We start from the raw sequence: 16,594 nt of genomic DNA, 5'->3' as shown, positions 1-16,594 counted from the left end.
TCAGACCCGTGAAGCTGGGGCCGGCCTAACGCCTGCTGGTCTCCAGTTCGCGGATGATGCCTTGCGACTTGGGTTGGCCTGACTGATCAGGCTGCCGAAGTGTCGCTGCGTGCGTGTTCGCGCCAGAGCAGCACGAGTCGTTCGAGCTCCGCGATACTGCCGGAATCGAGCCGGCCGAGCGTGCGGCCGACATAGGCGGTCTGCACGGCGAGCCCCTGTTTCGCCAGTTTCGATCCCACCTCGGTGAGATGCAGTGCGTGGGAGCGTCGGTCGCCTGGAATGGCGCGTCGCTCGACCATACCGGCTTCGACGAGCCGGTCGATCAGCCCCGAGACGTTCCCCTTCGTGACATAGAGCCGGCCGGCGAGATCCTGCTGGGTCAGGCCCTCCTGCTCCGTGAGGGTCGAAAGCACGTCGAACTGGGGGATCGACAATCCGAGCGCGCGCAGCTCTGCGCCGACCGCGGCCGTGACCCGGCGGTGCAGCCGGACGAAACGGAACCAAACCCGCATCGGATCGGTCGCCGACGTCTCGGCGGGGTGATCGATGGGGGCGTTCTGGCTCGGCATGATCTCCGGCTTGTAGCAGAGCCCATTCGGGCGCGGCAGTCGCAGCCTTGCTCACTGGCGTGGGTGTTCACCGCCCTGTAGCGTGCGTCCGAGTTTCGACAGGCCTCGGATCCACAGCCGACTCCGCCACATGCGCCGACAGCCCATCCAGGATCCCGTCACCCGCGCCGGCGGCTATGCCCGAAGCATGGCCTTTTTCGCTGCCCTGGTGAGCGTCATCGCCCTCGTGATGGTGCGCAGCCAGCGCGCGGAACCGGGTCCGGCGCTGGCAGTTCTCGGCAGCGGCGTCGTGCTGGCGGGGCTGGCCCTCGTCTTTGCCGGATTCGCCTTCGTGCGGGGCTGGCGCGAGGGGGCGCGCGGCATCGGCGCTGCCATCCTCGGCGTCTTCATCGCCGCCCTGGTGCTGGCCTATCCCGCCTATGCCGCCCTGCGTGGCCTGCGCCTGCCGGCCATCACCGACGTCTCCACCGATCTCGACCAGCCCCCGGCCTTCTCCCGTTCGCGGGTGGCCTTCGCGGCGCGTGATGGGCGCTATCCGCCCGATCCCGGCCCGCAAGCGCGCGAGGCCCAGCGCGCCGCGTATACGCAGATCGCGCCGCTGACCCTCGATGTCGAACCCGACGAGGCCTTCGAGCTAGCCCGCAAGGCGGCGGTGAACCGCAAGTGGCAGATCGTGGAGGCAATCCGTCCGGGAGGCCGCGTCGGCAACGGACGGATCGAGGCGATCGCGCGCAGCCGGGTCCTCAACCTTCCCGCCGACATCACCGTGCGGGTCCGCCCGCGGGCCGACGGGGCGCGCATCGACGTGCGTTCGGCGACGCGCCTCGGCGCGCGCGACCTCGGCGACAACGCCGACCGTATCCGCGCCTATCTCGACGAGGTCGCCAACCTCGCCATCGCCTTGAAGTAGACGACGAGCCCCTGCCCTATTGGCTGGGCATCGACAGGATCAGCGGCCCATTGCGCGTGGCGACGACGGTATGCTCGTACTGGACGGTGAGCGCGTTGGGCTGGCTGTAGAGGGTCCAGGGATCGTCGCCGTCCTCGGCAAAGGTAGCGCCGAGCGACAGGAACGGCTCGACGGTGAAGACCAGCCCCTCCTCCATGAGACGGCGCTCGGAGGCATCGGGCCAGGTCGCGATCTCGGTGGGCTCTTCGTGGAGCGACAGGCCGACGCCGTGGCTCGCGAGGTTGCGCACCAGCGTATAGCCGTTCTTCTTGGCGAAGGCGCCGACGGCCCTGCCGATGCCGGCCAGCGGCTTGCCGGCACCGACCTCGCGCAGGCCGGTCCACATCGCCCGGCGACCGTCCTTGCAGAGCCGCTCGACCTTTCGCGTCACGGGCGGCACCGCGAAGGATGCGCCGGTATCCGAGAAATAACCGTCCTTCTCCGCGGAGACGTCGATATTGACGAGGTCTCCCTGCATGATCCGGCGATCCCCGGGGATGCCGTGGGCCACCTCCTCGTTGACGCTGATGCAGGTCGCCCCGGGAAAGCCGTAGACCAGTTCCGGGGCCGGCCGCGCCCCGGCCGCCTCCATGACCCGCCGCCCGATCGCGTCGAGCTCGCGGGTGGTCATGCCCGGCTCGATGGCCTTGCCCATCGTTGCCAGCGCATCGGCCACGATCCGCCCGATCAGCTTCAGCGCCGTCAGCTCGTCGTCGCTCGACACCGTCATGCTTTTTCCCTTCGTCGAGACGCGGACTCACGCCGGCTCGAAAACCCCATCGAGGCGAGGCGGCCCGTCGCTGCGCACGAGACCACGGGCGACCATGTCCTCGAGATGCGCGAAGACGGAGAGCGCGGCCGCGCCGCGCAGGGCCGGGGCAAGCCCCTGGTACACGGCGAGCACGATCGCGCGGATGTCGCGGTCCCCGGCCGCGATGCGTGCGCGGATCGCCGCCTCGCGCTGCCGCCGATGGCCGGCGAGGCCGCGGACGAAGCGACGTGGATCGCGCACCGGGCCGCCATGGCCGGGCCAGAAGATCGTTTCGGGCCGGTCGCGCAGCTTGTCGAGGGAACTCATATAGGCGCGCATCGACCCGTCGGGCGGCGCCACCACAGTCGTCGACCATGCCATGACGTGGTCGCCGGAGAACAGGGCGTTTTCCTCGGCGAGCGCAAAGGCCAGATGATTCATCGTGTGGCCCGGCGTGGCGAGCGCCGTCAGTGTCCAGCCCTCGCCGGTGACGGTGCTGCCATCGCCGAGTTCGCGGTCCGGCCGATGCTCGCGGTCTGCGCTGGCGTCGAGATGCGGGAACTCTCCCTCCGCCAGCTCGCGTGCGGCGCGATGAGGTCCGCATCCGACGATCGGCGCCCCGGTCAGCGACTGGAGGCGGCGCGCGCCCGGTGAGTGGTCGCGATGGGTATGCGTGACGACGATGGCCGAGACCCTCTCGCCCTTGGTGGCGGAGACCAGCGCGGCGACGTGGTCCGCATCGTCCGGGCCGGGATCGATCACCGCGACCTCGCCTCGCCCGACGATATAGCTGCAGGTGCCGCTCGCCGTGAACGGGCCGCCATTGGCGCAGATCCGGCGGCGCACGAGAGGCGTCAGCTGCTCGAGCGTGCCGCTGGCCGGAAGAGCCGGATCGAAAGCCGGTTCCGGCGCTGCTGTGCCGGTCGTGTCGGTCGTCGCCATGTCTGTCGCGGAGGTTGGGAACGGGTCGCCGGCCGCCTACGACAGACCGCGGCGAACCACAAATCGCCCGGTCGCGCTCAGTACACGAAGGGAGACGGGACCAGCACCCGCACGGGCGCGAAACCGGTTGTCTTCAGCGCCGGCTCGCCCTCTGCCGATCCGATGCGGACCTGGGCGCCCGAGGCGTCTGCGACGCGGACGCGGTCGTTCGCGGCCGTGACCGTCCGCATGGAGCGCCGGAACGAGCGCTCGGCGGCGTCCCGCCGCAGGGCGCCGATACGCAACTCGACGAAGCGGCGCCCGGCCGGGCTCAGCCGTTTCGTGCTGCGATAGTCTTCGACCTCGACGTCGCCTTTCGACAGGCGCGTCACCACGGCAGCGCTGGTCTCGGTGGCGACGATGTCGCCGGGTCGAATGGTGGGATCGTGCTCGATGGAGAGTGGGGCCGCGGTGCTGCCTGGGGCGCGGCAGTTGCAGCTCTCCACCCGCTTCGTCTTGTAGACGTTCGCCCAGGCTGCCGCGAGATAGGGTTGGCCCTTGAGGCTGACGACCTGGTCGAGCTCGGTCTTGCCCCAGGGCAGCGTGTAGAGGGCGGTCGGCGCGTCCGGGCAGGCGGCGGCGCAGGCGGCCTCATGCGTCGGCACCTCCTGCTGGGAGTGGCGGGCACCGAGCGGGAACATGTAGCCGTCGCAGGTGCGTACGCATACGCTCAGGGGACCGCTCGCAGAGACGGGCCTGTCCGATAGACCGGCGGCCATGGGCTTGCCCTTGCGCCGGGCCTGGGCTCGCTTCGACCGCCCGTCCAGATCGACGAGGGAGACCGGCCGCGGCGAATAATGGCGCTGGCGCGTCTCGGTCACGCGGCGGGCATCCGGCAGCGACGAATAGCGACGGGGCGCGGGGCGGATCTCCGCCGGGTAGGCTTCGACCTGGCGTTGTGGTGCACCGAAGAGCTGGCCGAAGAAGTCGAACACGCCGCCCCGATCAGACGCCTGGACGAGGCTCGTGCCCGCAGTGACGCCGCCGAAGCCGAGGATCAGGCCGGCCAGAGCCGTTCGGACGATGCGCTGGCGTTGAGCGGGTTTGCCGCCCGACACGAGGGCCGCCGGACAGTCGGGCTGCCTACGCTTGCCGAATTCCATCTGGACGAGACTCCGCGCCGGCAGGTCGTTCGATCGGGGACCTGAGGCCGGTGGACCGCAACAGCGGTCTGCCCTCCCTCGACCGCGAGCTGCTCCGTGCAGGCTTAGTCGAGCGCAAAGCGCGGCTGCAATCAGGGAGCGGACCGGATGTGGTGAAAAACTCGGGTCTGCTGCCGCTCACGTACCCGGAAGATTGCGCAGGCGCGCCTGCTCGGCCGCTTGACGGCCCGCACTCCTCGAGATCTCGGCTCAGAAAACAAAAACGCCGCTGGTCTCTCCAGCGGCGTCGAAGCTCATTCGAAACATCGGGACGGCGCTCAGCGGCCGCCCGGTGTGCGCCCCGAACGCACCTTGACCGGGATCGGCTTGAGCTGCGGCTGAGGACCGAGCGCCTCGAGCAGGCGTCCGAGACCTTCGGCCGCGGCATCGATCCACTTGCCGATGCTGGGCTGGCGCTTCGCGGAGGCTGATCGGGTCTGCTTCATCACGGCTCCCACAACGTGTCCTTCCCGAGATGGTGACGAACCCGGCTCCGTGCCAGTCGGTTCCGGCTGCAGCCGTGATTTGCGCCGAACACATGATAGGCCAGAGGACCACAGCAAGATCAAGAGACGCCGCCTGCGAGGCACCTCGGCCTCTTGCCCGTGCCTTCGTGCGAGCCGTCCGCGGCGATTAGAGGCTGACCACTACGTAAACAATCCTCGCGCATCATTGCCAGCAGAGGAACTGTATCTCGAACCTTGACGTTATTTCCTTCAAGAGGACGCGGTCCGTGCCGCGCCGACTATTCAAGAAGGAACCAGCACATGCTCGGTTGGGCCGTAACATTCCTCGTGGTCGCCCTGGTCGCCGCCCTGCTCGGGTTCGGCGGGATCGCCGGTACGGCCATGGAAGCCGCCAAGCTCGTCTTCTTCGTCGCGATCGTTCTGTTCGCGATTTCGGCCGTCATCGGCCTGATGCGCGGGCGCTCGCCGACCCTGTAGGTCGTACCGCGCCCGAGACTGCCGGGGCCTCTCCGAGGAGAGGTCCCGTCGTCACGGCTGATCCGAGGCCTCTGCCGGGCCGTCCTCGAGTTGGGCGATGAGATCGGTGAAGCGGCTCGGGATCGGCTGTTGAACGACGGACTCGTACATCGAACGCAAATGGACACCGATCCGCCGGTGGGCCTGTTTTCCGAGTGGGCGGACTGGCTCCGGCATAGGCGAGGCCGTCAACGAACCTCCTGCGCGGAGGCCGCCGGCCTTCTTGTCTTCCGTCATCCGGTTCGATCCCCTGGACGCCTTCTGAAGCGGCGTCGGCCGTGATTGTTTTACGGCTGAACTTGAGTCATGGCTCGTGCGGAAACGCCTCGGTTCGGCGCGAGTTCCGCTGGGGCGCGGAACGGAGCGCGGCGGTTCGCGTTAGGGCGGAAGCAACACGAAGAGCGGCGAAGGCTCAGGGGAACTCATGTCGACAGCACAACTCGTCGTGCAGCATCTGCCGTATCTGCGCCGCTACGCCCGGGCGCTCACCGGCAGTCAGGTCGCCGGCGATGCCTACGTGGCCGCCACGCTCGAAACGCTGGTCAACGAGCCGGAAACGCTCGGACGCAGCACCAACGTCAAGGCCGATCTCTTCCGGGTCTTCACCCGCATCTGGAACTCGCTCTCCGTCAACGGAAGCAGTGAGCAGGTCCAGCACGATCTTCCGGCCGAGATCCGTCTCGGGCAGATCACGCCGCTGCCGCGCCAGGCCTTCCTGCTCTCCTGCCTCGAGGGCTTCTCCGAGGAAGACGCGGCGATCATCCTCGACGTGGACGTCACCGAGGTGCGCGAATTGGTCGACGAGGCCGGCCGCGAACTCGCCGCCGACATGGCCACCGACATCCTCATCATCGAGGACGAGCCGCTGATCGCCATGGATCTGGAGGCGCTCGTCGAGGGTCTCGGCCATAACGTGATCGGCGTTGCCCGCACCCGTACCGAGGCCGTGAAGCTCGCATCCGACGGCAAGCGTCCCGGGCTGATCCTGGCCGACATCCAGCTCGCCGACGGCTCCTCGGGCCTCGACGCCGTCAACGATCTCCTGAAGACCTTCGAGGTGCCGGTGATTTTCATCACCGCCTATCCCGAGCGCTTCCTCACCGGCGAGCGCCCGGAGCCGGCTTTCCTCATCGCCAAGCCGTTCCAGCCCGCCAACGTCTCTGCGGTGATCAGCCAGGCGCTGTTCTTCCAGCAGAGCGCCCGCCGCCGCGAGGCGAAGTCGGCCTGAGCCGTTTGGGCGTCGCCACGTTTCCTTCGACATATAAAGCCCCGGCGGATCATCCGCCGGGGCTTTTCGTTATGCCGTGTGCCGCTCAGCGCGCACGAAAAAACGGGCTGGAAATCTCCAGCCCGTCGATGAGGTTCCGGCCGATGCACAAGGGGAATGCGGGGAGGACCAGGTGGCCGGGTGATGACACAACGGTACCGGGCGCGGCCGGTTCCTCCCATGGATAGCCGCTGCGCAAAATTTTTGATCGACGCGGCATTTTTGCAACGCGCAGAGCGGGGATAACCGGGCTCGGAGAGACTACAGGTATCAAGTCGAAACGGTCGGAAAACGAAAGCTTAACGGAAACGTAACAGTCGAGGAACCGAGCCGACGCACCGGAGTTGTAATGACAACCTGTCAAGCTCTCTTTTGGAGTGCATCGCGATGCTCCGGTCTGGCTTCCTTCTCGGCGTTGGTGGACCGGCAGCGATCCTCACGCTCCTCGTGCTTCCCTCGGTGCGTGCAAGCGCCGACAGGCTGGTCGTTCCGCAGGCTGCTGCGGCCGCCGCCCGGCTCGCGACCTCGCTTCCCGGCACGCGTCCGGCGTCGCTGGCCATCAGCCCGATCCATCGCGAGACGGCCTCCGAGACGTCACAGGCGCGCCCTGCCCCGCGCACCACTCCTGCGAATGTCGGGCAGAGCGCCAGCGAGCGTGAGATGCTGCCGAAGCCCCGCCGTATGACACGCGAAGGCTGTGAGGCGCCGCTCAGCTCGCTCGTCGGCCCCGAGGCACGCCGCATGGTGCCCGGCCGCTGCATGGTCTGACGCCCGGCTTCAGGCGGACAGGCCGACCTTCTCGACATCGGCCGTCAGCCCGGAGGGCGTCATCCGCTCGCGCGCGACCAGGCGGTCGCCGTCGGCGAAGGTCCCGAGCAGCACGTCTCGGTCGGGCAGAACCACCGTCGTGATCTTGTTCACGTGAACCAGGACGTGGCGCTTGAGCGGCAGCGAAGCCGCGGCCCAGCGCCGCAACTGGCCGTAATACGGTTCGCGCTTCCAGCCGTTCGGCTGGCCGGGGTCGACCTGCACGTTCATGAAGCGGGTAACCGGATCGAGCGTCAGCACCATCTTGGCGCGGTCCGGCTTCCATTCCGGGCCGAGCCAGCTCTCGGTCATCCAGAGACAATGGAAGTTGCGGCAATGGTCGGGCCGCGTCGCGTGAATGCCGCAGCCCTTGCCGGTCCTGGTATGGCGGCACCATTGACCGGCGACGCTCTCCACGGCCGGCACGTCGTAGACCTTGCAGCACAGCGTGCAGGCGCCACAGGCGCGCCCGGTGGCGGGCGTGGCAACGATGGTGGCGGGATCGAGCATCGCGTGCGGTGTTTTGGCAGAAGGGCAGATGCTCGGGTTACTGACCGTGCATCGGGCCGTTAGTGTGGCGGCCCCCATCTTTGCCGACGAGACCGCCAGCCATGCTCTCGAACATCGCCGCTCGGGACGTCGAGACGCTCATCCACCCCTACACCAACCTCGCGACCTTCCGGGAAACCGGGCCGCTGGTGCTGGAGCGCGGCCACGGCGTCTGGGTCTGCGATACGGATGGGCGGCCCTATCTCGAAGGCATGGCCGGCCTGTGGTGCACGGCCCTCGGCTATTCGAACGAAGAACTGGTCGAGGCCGCCACCGAGCAGATGGCGCGCCTGCCCTTCACGCATCTCTTCTCCGGCCGCAGTCATGATCCGGCGATCGAGCTGGCCGAGACGCTCAAGGAACTGATGCCGGTCCCGACCTCCAAGATCTTCTTCACCTCGTCGGGATCGGAGGCGAACGACACCCAGGTGAAGCTCATCTGGTACATGAACAACGCGCTCGGACGCCCTCGTAAGAAAAAGATTCTTTCTCATCGCAAGGGCTATCACGGGGTCACGGTGGCTACCGCCTCGCTGACCGGATTGCCCGCCAATCATGCCGACTGGGACCTGCCGCTCCCCGGCTTTTTGCATGTCGCATGCCCCCATCACTACCGTGGTGCGGAGCCCGGCGAGAGCGAGGCGGCGTTCTCGCAGCGGCTCGCCGACGCGCTCGAAGCGCAGATCCTCGCCGAGGACCCCGACACCGTCGCGGCCTTCTTCGCCGAGCCGGTGATGGGCGCCGGCGGCGCGATCCTGCCGCCCGCCGGATATTTCGAGGCGATCCAGACGGTGCTCGACCGCTACGACATCCGGCTCGTCGCGGACGAAATCATCTGCGGCTTCGGGCGCACCGGAAACTGGTTCGGCAGCCAGTCACTCGGCATGCGGCCGAGCACGATCTCCTTCGCCAAGGCCGTGACCTCGGGCTACCTGCCGCTCGGCGGCATCTCGGTCGACGAGCCGCTCTACAAGGCGATGCTCGACGAGAGCGCCAAGCTCGGCGGCTTCGGTCACGGCACGACCTATTCCGGGCACCCGGTCGCCTGCGCCGTCGCCAACAAGACCCTCGCGATCTATCGCCGCGACCGCATCATCGAGCGTGCCGCGGAGAAGGCGCCACACTTCCAGGCGCGCCTGACCGCCCTCGCCGAGCACCCGATGATCGGCGAGGCGCGCGGAATCGGCCTGATCGGCGGCATCGAGATCGTCGCCGACAAGGTCTCGAAGCGGCAATACGACCCGAAGGCCGGCGTTGCGGCACGTTGCGTTGCCTTCTGCCAGGCGGAGGGGCTGATCGTGCGATTCCTCGCCGGCGACCGCATCGCAGTCTGCCCGCCGCTCGTCATCGAGCTCGACGAGATCGACACCCTGTTCGAGCGCCTGACCCGCGCCCTCGACCGAACGGCCGGCTGGATTGCGCAGGAGGGACTGGAGGCGATGCCGGCGGCTTGATACTGCGCAGGAAACCGACGGCAGCCGCAACATCCATGACCGACGAACCGAACCTCCGCACCCTCATGCCGCTCCTGGAGCGGATCGCCACGGCCCTGGAGCGCGCCGCCCCGCCGGCTGTGCCGAAGACCGATACCACCGCAGCCGATGCGTTCCTGTGGGGGCCCGAGCGCCGGCTGATCCCGGTGCCGAAGGTCAACCGGGTCGAGATCGGCCTGCTCACGGGCATCGACCGGATGCGCGACATGCTCGTCGAGAACACCGAGCGTTTCGCCAAGGGGCTGCCGGCCAACAACGCCCTGCTCTGGGGCGCGCGCGGCATGGGCAAGTCCTCGCTCGTCAAGGCGGCCCAGGCCGAGATCAATGGGCGCCGGGCCGAGGGCGTGCTGCCGATGAAGCTCGTCGAGATTCATCGCGAAGACATCGAGGCGCTGCCCGACCTGATGGCGGTGCTGCGCCCCGACCCGCATCGCTGGCTGGTCTTCTGCGACGATCTCTCCTTCGATGCCGACGACACGTCGTACAAGTCGCTGAAGACGGCACTCGACGGCGGCATCGAGGGGCGGCCGGACAACGTGCTGTTCTACGCCACCTCCAACCGCCGCCACCTGCTCGCCCGAGAGATGGTCGAGAACGAGCGCTCCACCGCGATCAATCCCGGCGAGGCCGTCGAGGAGAAGGTCTCGCTGTCGGACCGCTTCGGCCTCTGGCTCGGCTTCCACAAGTGTAGCCAGGACGAGTACCTCGCGATGATCCGGGGGTATGTCGAGCGCTACGGCCTCGAGGTCGAGCCCGACCGGCTGCGCGCCGAGGCGCTGGAATGGGCGACGACGCGCGGCTCGCGTTCGGGCCGCACAGCCTTCCAGTTCATCCAGGATCTCGCGGGACGCCTGGGTCAGCGATTGGTGAGTTGAGCGCAACCTGCTGGCGAAACCGTCGCCTGCGTGTAATCTGGCCGTCCGATACTGTACCGCCGCCATCGGCGGCCGGTCACGGAAGGACGTGCGCGATGAGCTTGTTCGACAGCATCAAGGGATCTCTCGGCGGCGTGCTGGGATCGGCGGCGGCCGCGGCGCTGCCCGGCATCATCGAGCGGGTCTATCCCGGCGGATTGCAGGGCGTGCTCAACCAGCTCTCGCAGTCCGGCTACGGCAAGCAGGTGAATTCCTGGCTCGGCCGCGGCGAGAACCAGCCGATCACCACCGACGACCTGCGCAACGCGCTGAACGACTCTCACACTAAGGAGATCGCGGACAAGCTCGGCATCCCCTACGACCAGGTGCTCGAGACGCTCGCGAAGGTGCTGCCCCAGGCCGTCGACCAGCACAGCCCGAACGGCCAGTTGCAGCCGCCCGCGCCGGAAGGCGGCCACGCGGCTTGAATTGCATCAACACGGTATTTTCCGTGTTCGCCTGCGATGGTCCGCGATGACGGCCCAGGGACAACTGGCCGAGAAACGAAAACGGCGGCTCCTCTCGGAGCCGCCGTTTTCGTTTGAGCTGCAATACGTTCAGTTGCTGGCGAGGTGCGGGATCGGATCGACCGGGGTCGCGCCCTTGCGGATCTCGAAGTGCAGCTGCGGCGAGGTCACGTTGCCGGTGGCGCCGGACTTCGCGATGGTCTGGCCGCGTTTCACCTTGTCGCCGGGCTTCACGTCGAGCTCGCCGTTATGGGCGTAGGCCGAGACGTAGCCATTGGCGTGGCGCACTAGGACGAGCTTACCGTAGCCCTTCACCTCTGAGCCGGCATAGGCGACGGTGCCGTCCTCGGCGGCCTTCACCGGAGTGCCCTCCGGCACGGCGATGTTGATGCCTTCGTTGCCCGAGGTGCCGTAGCCATTGATCACGCGGCCCTTCGCAGGCCAGCGGAAGGATTCGTTGGAATCGGCCTTCACCGAGGCGGTGGTGGCGGGATCGGCGCTGGCAACCTTGGTGGGAGCCGGCTTCTCGGCTTCCTTGACGACGGGCGCTTCCTTCACGACCGGCTTGGCGGCAGCCTGCTTGGTCTCCTTGGCGGAGGCCTTCGCGGCGGTCTCGGCAGCCTTCGCCTCGGCAACCTTCTTCGCGGCCTCGGCCTTGGCGGCCTTCGCCTCGGCCTCGCGACGGGTGTCGGCCTTCGCGTCCGGCTTGGTCTCTGCCTTAGCGCTGTGCTTCTTCTTGGCTTCCGCCTCGGCAGCCTTCTTCGCCTCGGCGGCCTTGCGGATTTCGGCTTCCTTGCGGGCCTCGGCCTCCTTGCGCGCTTCGACGGCCTTCTTGGACTCGGCCTCGCGCTTGGTCTCGATGACCTTCTCGGTTTTCTGAGCGGGTGCGCCCTTGCCGAAGACGAGCTTCGGCTGCGGAGCGGTCGGCGAGACGCGGGGCGTCATGGCCTTGCCGGCGCTCGGGTTCATGCCGTCGACGCTGCCGCCGGCGCTCATCACGGGCTCGGCCGCGGCGACGCGGGGGGCGGGGAGCGGGCGAGAGGACATCTTCGCGCCGGGAGCGGCGAGCTCCTGCGACTGGATGCGCGGGGTGCGGATGGCCGGGGCCGATGTCATGGACTCGCCGTTCTCGCCGAGGCTGCCGGTGGCGGCAGGCTCGTTCGACGAGAAGGGGTTGGTGAACGGGTCGCTGAGGCGCGACGCGTCCGACGAGCAGGCGGCGGTGCCGCCGCCGATCATTCCGATGAGGGCGAGACGCGATAGCGTCTTCCACCCCAGACTCGCCCCTCGCACACGCATCGACGCACCCGCTTACAGACGCAAACTTGATGACCTCATTCAAAAGGGATTCAGGTTAAACAACCGTTCCCGTTCACCAAGATTGCAGCGTATTCGCGCAAACCGGGAACCTGTCGCGGCAGCGAAGAGACCGCTAGAGCACACTCGCTCGACCTGCGGTCAGGGAGGGCAGGCGACAGGTCATCTCCAAACGTCTGCCGAAGCCGCCATCCATGGCTCGATCGACGACGGCGATGCGCATCCCCCGTTCCGTCGCGACGGCGCCGACGAGGCGGCCTCCCGGCGCGAGGGCGCGGGCGAGATGCGCGGGAACGTCCGCGCAGGCGCCGTTGACGAGGATGCGGTCGAAGCCGCCCTCCCCGATCGTCGCGGCGTCGAGCCCATCGCCAGTCTCGACCGTCGTGCCGGCGTGATCCTCGCCGAGGCGGTCTCGCGCCGCGCGGGCGAGCCCTTCGTAGCGCTCGATGCTGCGCACCCGGCTGCTGCCGAGATAGACGAGCAGCGCCGTGACGTAGCCCGAGCCCGTGCCGATCTCGAGGACGCGGCTGCCGGACTGGACGTTCAGCAGGCCGAGCATCGCAGCGACCGTCGTCGGCGCCGTCATGCTCTGCCCGCAAGGGATTGGTAGGGCGATGTCCCGTCGGGCATGGGCCAGAAGCGGCGGAGGGACGAACCACTCGCGCGGCACCAGCTCCATGGCGCGCAGGACCGCGGTCTCGCGCGTACCGTGCTCGCGCAGGAGCAGAACGAAGGCCGCATCGCCGATCGCAGAGGCGTCCTCTCCCTCCCCCGCGACTGGCATGGTGCTGATTCCTCGCTCGGATTTCGCTCGACCCTGCCCCGTCATTCCGGGACCACGCAACGGGACCGGAATTCCGCGACTGGCCAAGCCGGCAGCCAAACCTATCGCATCATGGATGAATTCCGGGTTCTCGCCTGCGGCGGACCCCGGAATGACGGATCGGCCTGCGCCCCGCCGTCAGTTCTCGAAGGCCTTGGCGAAGCGCGTCAGCGTCGGCTCGTCGGTGAGATCGAGCCGCAGCGGCGTCACCGAGATCCGGTTCTCGGCAATCGCCTTGAGGTCCGAGCCGTTGCCGGGCTCGAACCGCGCCTTGGCGAAGGCAAGCCAGAAATACGGGTTGCCGCGACCGTCGTGGCGGGCGTCGATCCGCAGGAGCGCCTGGTTGCGCTGGCCCTGCGCCGTGACGGTGGTGCCCTGCACGTCGCCCGGCTCGCAATCCGGAAAATTGACGTTGATCACGATGCCAGGCTCGATGCCCGTCTCGATGACCTTGCGTACGACGCGCGCGCCATGCTCGGCGGCGCAGTGGAACTTGATGCCGGCGCGGCCGGCATGACCGTAAGCCTGGCTCAGAGCGATCGAGGGGACACCGAGGATCGTGCCCTCCATTGCCGCGGCAATGGTGCCCGAATAGGTCACGTCCTCTGCGACGTTCTGGCCGCGATTGACGCCGGACAGCACGAGATCGGGCTTCTGCTCCGCGAGGATGTGGGCGATGCCCATGATCACGCAGTCGGACGGGGTGCCCTTCACGGCAAAACGCTTTTCCGAAATCTGTCGCAGGCGCAGCGGGTCGTTCAGCGAGAGCGAGTGCGAGACGCCGGACTGATCGTGCTCGGGCGCGACCACCCAGACGTCGTCGCTGATCTGGCGGGCGATGCCCTCCAGAGTCTCGAGGCCCGGCGCATGGATGCCGTCGTCGTTGGTGACGAGAATGCGCATCAGGCCGAGGGTCCTTCGATCCGGTTGAGGCCGCCCATATAGGGCTGGAGCACGGACGGGATCGTGACGCTCCCGTCGGGATTCTGGTAGTTTTCCATCACCGCGATCAAGGCGCGGCCGACCGCGATGCCCGAGCCGTTCAGCGTGTGCACGAAGGCTGGCTTGCCGTCCTTACCCCGGTAGCGAGCGTTCATCCGCCGGGCCTGGAAGTCGCCGCAGTCCGAGCAGGACGAGATCTCGCGATAGGTTTGCTGGCCGGGCACCCAGACCTCGATGTCGTAGGTTTTTTGCGATGCAAATCCCATGTCACCGGTGCACAGCGTCATGACCCGGTAGGTGAGGTCCAGCTTCTTCAGGACGGTCTCGGCGCAGGCGAGCATGCGCTCGTGCTCTTCCGCCGAGTTCTCGGGCGACGTGATCGAGACCAGCTCGACCTTGTTGAATTGGTGCTGGCGCAGCATGCCGCGTGTGTCGCGACCCGCCGCCCCGGCCTCCGCGCGGAAGCAGGGCGTGAGCGCGGTGAAGCGGAGCGGGAGTTCGTCCTCGGATAGGATGCTTTCGCGGACGAGGTTGGTCAGAGGGACTTCGGCGGTGGGGACGAGCCAGAAACCATCTCCGGCGGCGAACTGATCGTCCCGGAACTTCGGTAGCTGCGCCGTGCCGAACATGGCCTCGTCGCGCACCAAGATTGGGGGCGCCACCTCGGTATAACCGTGCTCGGTCGTGTGCAGGTCGAGCATGAACTGGCCGAGCGCGCGCTCCAGTCGCGCGAGCTGGCCCTTCAGCACCACGAAGCGTGAGCCGGACAGCTTCGCCGCCGCCTCGAAATCCATCAGGCCGGTGGCTTCGCCGAGTTCGAAATGCTGGCGGCCCTCGCTGAGGCGCTCGCGCTCGGAATCGTGGCGGCGATATTCGACGTTGCCGTGCTCGTCGGCGCCCGGGGGTACGTCGGCCTTCGGGCGGTTCGGGATCTTCGCCAGTTCCGCGTCGAGGGTCTTGCCGGCCTGGGTCTGCTCGGTCTCCAGACGGGAAGCGTCCTCCTTGAGCCGTGCGACCTCGGCCATCAATTCGTTGGCGCGGGCCTCGTCCTTGGCCTTCTTCGCGCCGCCGACCTCCTTGGAGAGCGCGTTGCGCCGTTCCTGATTGGCCTGCGCCGCCGAGGTCGCGGCCTTCCGCGCATCGTCGAGGGCGATCAGTGAGGCGCTGAGCGGCTCCAGGCCTCGCCGCGCGAGGTCGTCGTCGAAGGCGTCCGGGTTCTCGCGGATGGCGCGGATGTCGTGCATGGGTCGCTCTGATCCTGGTCGCGCACGCTTTGCAGCATCGCCCCCGGCATCACAAGGGCGGCCCTACGGCTCCAACCCCGCCTCCACCCGCTGCGCCTTGCGCCGCTTCTCGACACGGCCCACCGAGAACACGGAGGCCTCGTAGAGCAGCAGCATCGGCAGCGCGAGAGACAGTTGCGAGATCACGTCGGGCGGCGTCAGCACGGCGGCAGCGACGAAGACCAGCACGATGGCGTAGCGGCGCTTCTCCTTGAGGAAGGCCTGGTCGATGATCCCGACCTGCCCGAGCAGGGTCAGGATGACCGGCATCTGGAAGGCGAGGCCGAAGGCGAAGATCAACGTCATGATCAGCGAGAGATACTCGTCGACCTTCGGCAGCAGCTTGATCGTCGGCTCGCCAGCCACGCCGACCTGCTGCAGCGACACCGAAAACGAGATCAGCAGCGGCATCGCCAGGAAATAGACGACGAGCGCGCCGAGGATGAAGAAGATCGGCGTCGCGATCAGATACGGCAGGAAGGCCTGGCGCTCGTTGCGGTAGAGGCCCGGTGCGACGAAGGCATAGATCTGCGTGGCGATGACCGGGAAGGCGAGGAAGCCGGCGCCGAAGACGCTGAGTTTGATGTTGGTGAAGATCTGTTCGAGGAAATGCGTCGCGATCAGCTCGGCATTGGCCGCACCGACCACCGAGACGTAGGGGTGGAGCAGCACGTTGTAGATGCTCCGGGAGAAGTAGAAGCACCCGAAGAACATCACCACGAAGGCGATCAGCGACTTGATCAGCCGTGCGCGCAGCTCGATCAGATGTTCGAGCAGCGGCGCGCGCGAAGCCTCGATCTCGGCCTCGTCCTGCTCGGTCTTCATGAAGGCTGGCCGTCCGAAGGTTTCTGTTCGCTGGCTCGAGCGTGCGGTGGCGAAACTTCCGCAATCTCTGTCTGCACGACGTCCGAAAGCTCGGTCGGTCGCGGGACGTCGTAACTTCCGCCCTGCGAGAGGCGCTCGGTGGCCTCTTCGCCCACACTCGCGATGGCGCCCTGCGCCGTGCTCTGCATCAGGCCCTGCGACGGATCGGCGGACTTCGCAGCGTTGCGGCCCTCGACGGCGCTCTTCAGTTCGTTACGGATCGTGTCGACGGGGTTGAAGCTCGGCCGAAAGCTCTCGGCCTGACGCTTCACACCCTCGACGTCCCGCTTGATCTCGTCGAGTTCCGCCTCGCGGATCGCTTCGTTGAACTGGTGCTGGAACTCGCCCGCCATGCGGCGGACCTTGCTCGTGATCTGGCCCAGGGTGCGCAGGGCCTTCGGCAGGTCTTTCGGCCCGATGACGATCAGGGCGACGCCGCCGATCAGCATCACCTCGCCCCAACTCATGTCCAGCATGACGACGTCCGTCCCGC

General features: G+C 67.6%; 20 protein-coding genes. 7 read left to right on the top strand and 13 right to left on the bottom strand.

Translation table 11 applies throughout. The features are described 5' to 3' along the window. Positions 1-86 precede the first annotated feature (86 nt). On the bottom strand, positions 87-569 hold the full coding sequence (locus tag HCU64_RS18610) for a MarR family winged helix-turn-helix transcriptional regulator (protein ID WP_233385679.1): 483 nt from the start codon (positions 567-569) through the stop codon (positions 87-89). A 130-nt stretch (positions 570-699) separates the two neighbouring features. On the opposite strand from HCU64_RS18610, the gene HCU64_RS18605 reads away from it, so the two are divergent. Beyond that, a complete protein-coding gene (locus HCU64_RS18605; protein WP_233385677.1) occupies positions 700-1,479 on the top strand; it encodes a DUF1499 domain-containing protein in 780 nt (259 codons plus the stop codon). 16 nt (positions 1,480-1,495) lie between these two features. Here the strand turns inward: HCU64_RS18605 and map are convergent, their stop codons facing one another. The 4 genes from map to HCU64_RS18585 all read right to left on the bottom strand — a co-directional run bounded on the left by map (position 1,496) and on the right by HCU64_RS18585 (position 4,838). Beyond that, on the bottom strand, positions 1,496-2,248 hold the full coding sequence (map, locus tag HCU64_RS18600; RefSeq protein WP_233385675.1) for a type I methionyl aminopeptidase: 753 nt from the start codon (positions 2,246-2,248) through the stop codon (positions 1,496-1,498). A gap of 27 nt (positions 2,249-2,275) precedes the next feature. Beyond that, a complete protein-coding gene (locus HCU64_RS18595) occupies positions 2,276-3,211 on the bottom strand; it encodes an MBL fold metallo-hydrolase (protein WP_233385674.1) in 936 nt (311 codons plus the stop codon). A gap of 77 nt (positions 3,212-3,288) precedes the next feature. After that, complete coding sequence (locus HCU64_RS18590; RefSeq protein ID WP_233385672.1) at positions 3,289-4,353, bottom strand: DUF2865 domain-containing protein; 1,065 nt, start codon at positions 4,351-4,353, stop codon at positions 3,289-3,291. 317 nt (positions 4,354-4,670) lie between these two features. Further along, a complete protein-coding gene (locus HCU64_RS18585; protein WP_233385671.1) occupies positions 4,671-4,838 on the bottom strand; it encodes a hypothetical protein in 168 nt (55 codons plus the stop codon). 321 nt (positions 4,839-5,159) lie between these two features. Between HCU64_RS18585 and HCU64_RS18580 the strand changes: the two genes are divergently transcribed. Beyond that, entirely contained in the window at positions 5,160-5,336 is a 177-nt protein-coding gene (locus HCU64_RS18580; protein WP_003599466.1) for a DUF1328 domain-containing protein, read from the top strand. Positions 5,337-5,387: 51 nt separating this feature from the next. Here HCU64_RS18580 and HCU64_RS18575 read toward each other — a convergent pair whose 3' ends face one another. Beyond that, positions 5,388-5,612, bottom strand: a complete 225-nt coding sequence (locus HCU64_RS18575) for a NepR family anti-sigma factor (RefSeq protein WP_442785983.1) — start codon at positions 5,610-5,612, stop codon at positions 5,388-5,390. Between the two features lie 187 nt (positions 5,613-5,799). Here HCU64_RS18575 and HCU64_RS18570 point away from each other — a divergent pair, with 187 nt between their 5' ends. Both HCU64_RS18570 and HCU64_RS18565 read left to right on the top strand, forming a co-directional pair. Continuing rightward, positions 5,800-6,603 carry a response regulator gene (locus HCU64_RS18570; protein ID WP_147046735.1) on the top strand — a complete coding sequence of 268 codons (804 nt, stop codon included), beginning with the start codon at positions 5,800-5,802 and terminating at the stop codon, positions 6,601-6,603. 426 nt (positions 6,604-7,029) lie between these two features. After that, on the top strand, positions 7,030-7,410 hold the full coding sequence (locus tag HCU64_RS18565) for a hypothetical protein (RefSeq protein ID WP_233385670.1): 381 nt from the start codon (positions 7,030-7,032) through the stop codon (positions 7,408-7,410). A 9-nt stretch (positions 7,411-7,419) separates the two neighbouring features. On the opposite strand, the gene HCU64_RS18560 is transcribed toward HCU64_RS18565, so the two are convergent. After that, positions 7,420-7,959 carry a hypothetical protein gene (locus tag HCU64_RS18560; protein ID WP_233385669.1) on the bottom strand — a complete coding sequence of 180 codons (540 nt, stop codon included), beginning with the start codon at positions 7,957-7,959 and terminating at the stop codon, positions 7,420-7,422. Between the two features lie 101 nt (positions 7,960-8,060). On the opposite strand from HCU64_RS18560, the gene HCU64_RS18555 reads away from it, so the two are divergent. From HCU64_RS18555 to HCU64_RS18545, 3 genes are read left to right on the top strand one after another with little or no spacing between them, the layout of a single operon-like run. After that, complete coding sequence (locus HCU64_RS18555; RefSeq protein WP_233385668.1) at positions 8,061-9,452, top strand: aminotransferase; 1,392 nt, start codon at positions 8,061-8,063, stop codon at positions 9,450-9,452. Positions 9,453-9,487: 35 nt separating this feature from the next. After that, the gene (locus tag HCU64_RS18550; protein WP_233385667.1) at positions 9,488-10,366 is read left to right on the top strand and encodes an ATP-binding protein; all 879 of its coding nucleotides are present in this window, start codon (positions 9,488-9,490) and stop codon (positions 10,364-10,366) included. Next, positions 10,273-10,833 carry a YidB family protein gene (locus HCU64_RS18545; RefSeq protein WP_325169994.1) on the top strand — a complete coding sequence of 187 codons (561 nt, stop codon included), beginning with the start codon at positions 10,273-10,275 and terminating at the stop codon, positions 10,831-10,833. The genes HCU64_RS18550 and HCU64_RS18545 overlap by 94 nt, the downstream gene beginning before the upstream one ends. A 129-nt stretch (positions 10,834-10,962) precedes the next feature. On the opposite strand, the gene HCU64_RS18540 is transcribed toward HCU64_RS18545, so the two are convergent. The 6 genes from HCU64_RS18540 to tatB form a co-directional block, all read right to left on the bottom strand. Continuing rightward, positions 10,963-12,171: a M23 family metallopeptidase gene (locus HCU64_RS18540; protein WP_233385665.1), complete on the bottom strand. Its 1,209-nt coding sequence runs from the start codon at positions 12,169-12,171 to the stop codon at positions 10,963-10,965. A 133-nt stretch (positions 12,172-12,304) separates the two neighbouring features. Continuing rightward, complete coding sequence (locus HCU64_RS18535; RefSeq protein ID WP_233385664.1) at positions 12,305-12,973, bottom strand: protein-L-isoaspartate O-methyltransferase family protein; 669 nt, start codon at positions 12,971-12,973, stop codon at positions 12,305-12,307. A 177-nt stretch (positions 12,974-13,150) separates the two neighbouring features. Continuing rightward, positions 13,151-13,915, bottom strand: a complete 765-nt coding sequence (surE, locus tag HCU64_RS18530) for a 5'/3'-nucleotidase SurE (RefSeq protein ID WP_233385663.1) — start codon at positions 13,913-13,915, stop codon at positions 13,151-13,153. Beyond that, positions 13,915-15,198 carry a serine--tRNA ligase gene (serS, locus tag HCU64_RS18525; protein ID WP_233385662.1) on the bottom strand — a complete coding sequence of 428 codons (1,284 nt, stop codon included), beginning with the start codon at positions 15,196-15,198 and terminating at the stop codon, positions 13,915-13,917. The genes surE and serS overlap by 1 nt, the downstream gene beginning before the upstream one ends. Positions 15,199-15,261: 63 nt before the next feature. After that, complete coding sequence (tatC, locus tag HCU64_RS18520; protein WP_233385661.1) at positions 15,262-16,062, bottom strand: twin-arginine translocase subunit TatC; 801 nt, start codon at positions 16,060-16,062, stop codon at positions 15,262-15,264. Further along, positions 16,059-16,577, bottom strand: coding sequence for a Sec-independent protein translocase protein TatB (gene tatB / locus HCU64_RS18515; RefSeq protein ID WP_233385660.1), 519 nt, complete (start codon positions 16,575-16,577; stop codon positions 16,059-16,061). The genes tatC and tatB overlap by 4 nt, the downstream gene beginning before the upstream one ends. Between the last annotated feature and the right edge of the window lie 17 nt (positions 16,578-16,594).

Origin of the sequence: Methylobacterium sp. C25, assembly GCF_021352225.1 — a bacterium.
Lineage (GTDB): Bacteria > Pseudomonadota > Alphaproteobacteria > Rhizobiales > Beijerinckiaceae > Methylobacterium.
This window is presented reverse-complemented; position numbering and strand designations above follow the sequence as displayed.

Coding starts and splice junctions, on each gene's coding strand:
- HCU64_RS18610 (WP_233385679.1), bottom strand. CDS start 569: ATGCCGAGCCAGAACGCCCCCATCGATCACCCCGCCGAGACGTCGGCG.
- HCU64_RS18605 (WP_233385677.1), top strand. CDS start 700: ATGCGCCGACAGCCCATCCAGGATCCCGTCACCCGCGCCGGCGGCTAT.
- map (WP_233385675.1), bottom strand. CDS start 2,248: ATGACGGTGTCGAGCGACGACGAGCTGACGGCGCTGAAGCTGATCGGG.
- HCU64_RS18595 (WP_233385674.1), bottom strand. CDS start 3,211: ATGGCGACGACCGACACGACCGGCACAGCAGCGCCGGAACCGGCTTTC.
- HCU64_RS18590 (WP_233385672.1), bottom strand. CDS start 4,353: ATGGAATTCGGCAAGCGTAGGCAGCCCGACTGTCCGGCGGCCCTCGTG.
- HCU64_RS18585 (WP_233385671.1), bottom strand. CDS start 4,838: ATGAAGCAGACCCGATCAGCCTCCGCGAAGCGCCAGCCCAGCATCGGC.
- HCU64_RS18580 (WP_003599466.1), top strand. CDS start 5,160: ATGCTCGGTTGGGCCGTAACATTCCTCGTGGTCGCCCTGGTCGCCGCC.
- HCU64_RS18575 (WP_442785983.1), bottom strand. CDS start 5,612: ATGACGGAAGACAAGAAGGCCGGCGGCCTCCGCGCAGGAGGTTCGTTG.
- HCU64_RS18570 (WP_147046735.1), top strand. CDS start 5,800: ATGTCGACAGCACAACTCGTCGTGCAGCATCTGCCGTATCTGCGCCGC.
- HCU64_RS18565 (WP_233385670.1), top strand. CDS start 7,030: ATGCTCCGGTCTGGCTTCCTTCTCGGCGTTGGTGGACCGGCAGCGATC.
- HCU64_RS18560 (WP_233385669.1), bottom strand. CDS start 7,959: ATGCTCGATCCCGCCACCATCGTTGCCACGCCCGCCACCGGGCGCGCC.
- HCU64_RS18555 (WP_233385668.1), top strand. CDS start 8,061: ATGCTCTCGAACATCGCCGCTCGGGACGTCGAGACGCTCATCCACCCC.
- HCU64_RS18550 (WP_233385667.1), top strand. CDS start 9,488: ATGACCGACGAACCGAACCTCCGCACCCTCATGCCGCTCCTGGAGCGG.
- HCU64_RS18545 (WP_325169994.1), top strand. CDS start 10,273: ATGGGCGACGACGCGCGGCTCGCGTTCGGGCCGCACAGCCTTCCAGTT.
- HCU64_RS18540 (WP_233385665.1), bottom strand. CDS start 12,171: ATGCGTGTGCGAGGGGCGAGTCTGGGGTGGAAGACGCTATCGCGTCTC.
- HCU64_RS18535 (WP_233385664.1), bottom strand. CDS start 12,973: ATGCCAGTCGCGGGGGAGGGAGAGGACGCCTCTGCGATCGGCGATGCG.
- surE (WP_233385663.1), bottom strand. CDS start 13,915: ATGCGCATTCTCGTCACCAACGACGACGGCATCCATGCGCCGGGCCTC.
- serS (WP_233385662.1), bottom strand. CDS start 15,198: ATGCACGACATCCGCGCCATCCGCGAGAACCCGGACGCCTTCGACGAC.
- tatC (WP_233385661.1), bottom strand. CDS start 16,062: ATGAAGACCGAGCAGGACGAGGCCGAGATCGAGGCTTCGCGCGCGCCG.
- tatB (WP_233385660.1), bottom strand. CDS start 16,577: ATGCTGGACATGAGTTGGGGCGAGGTGATGCTGATCGGCGGCGTCGCC.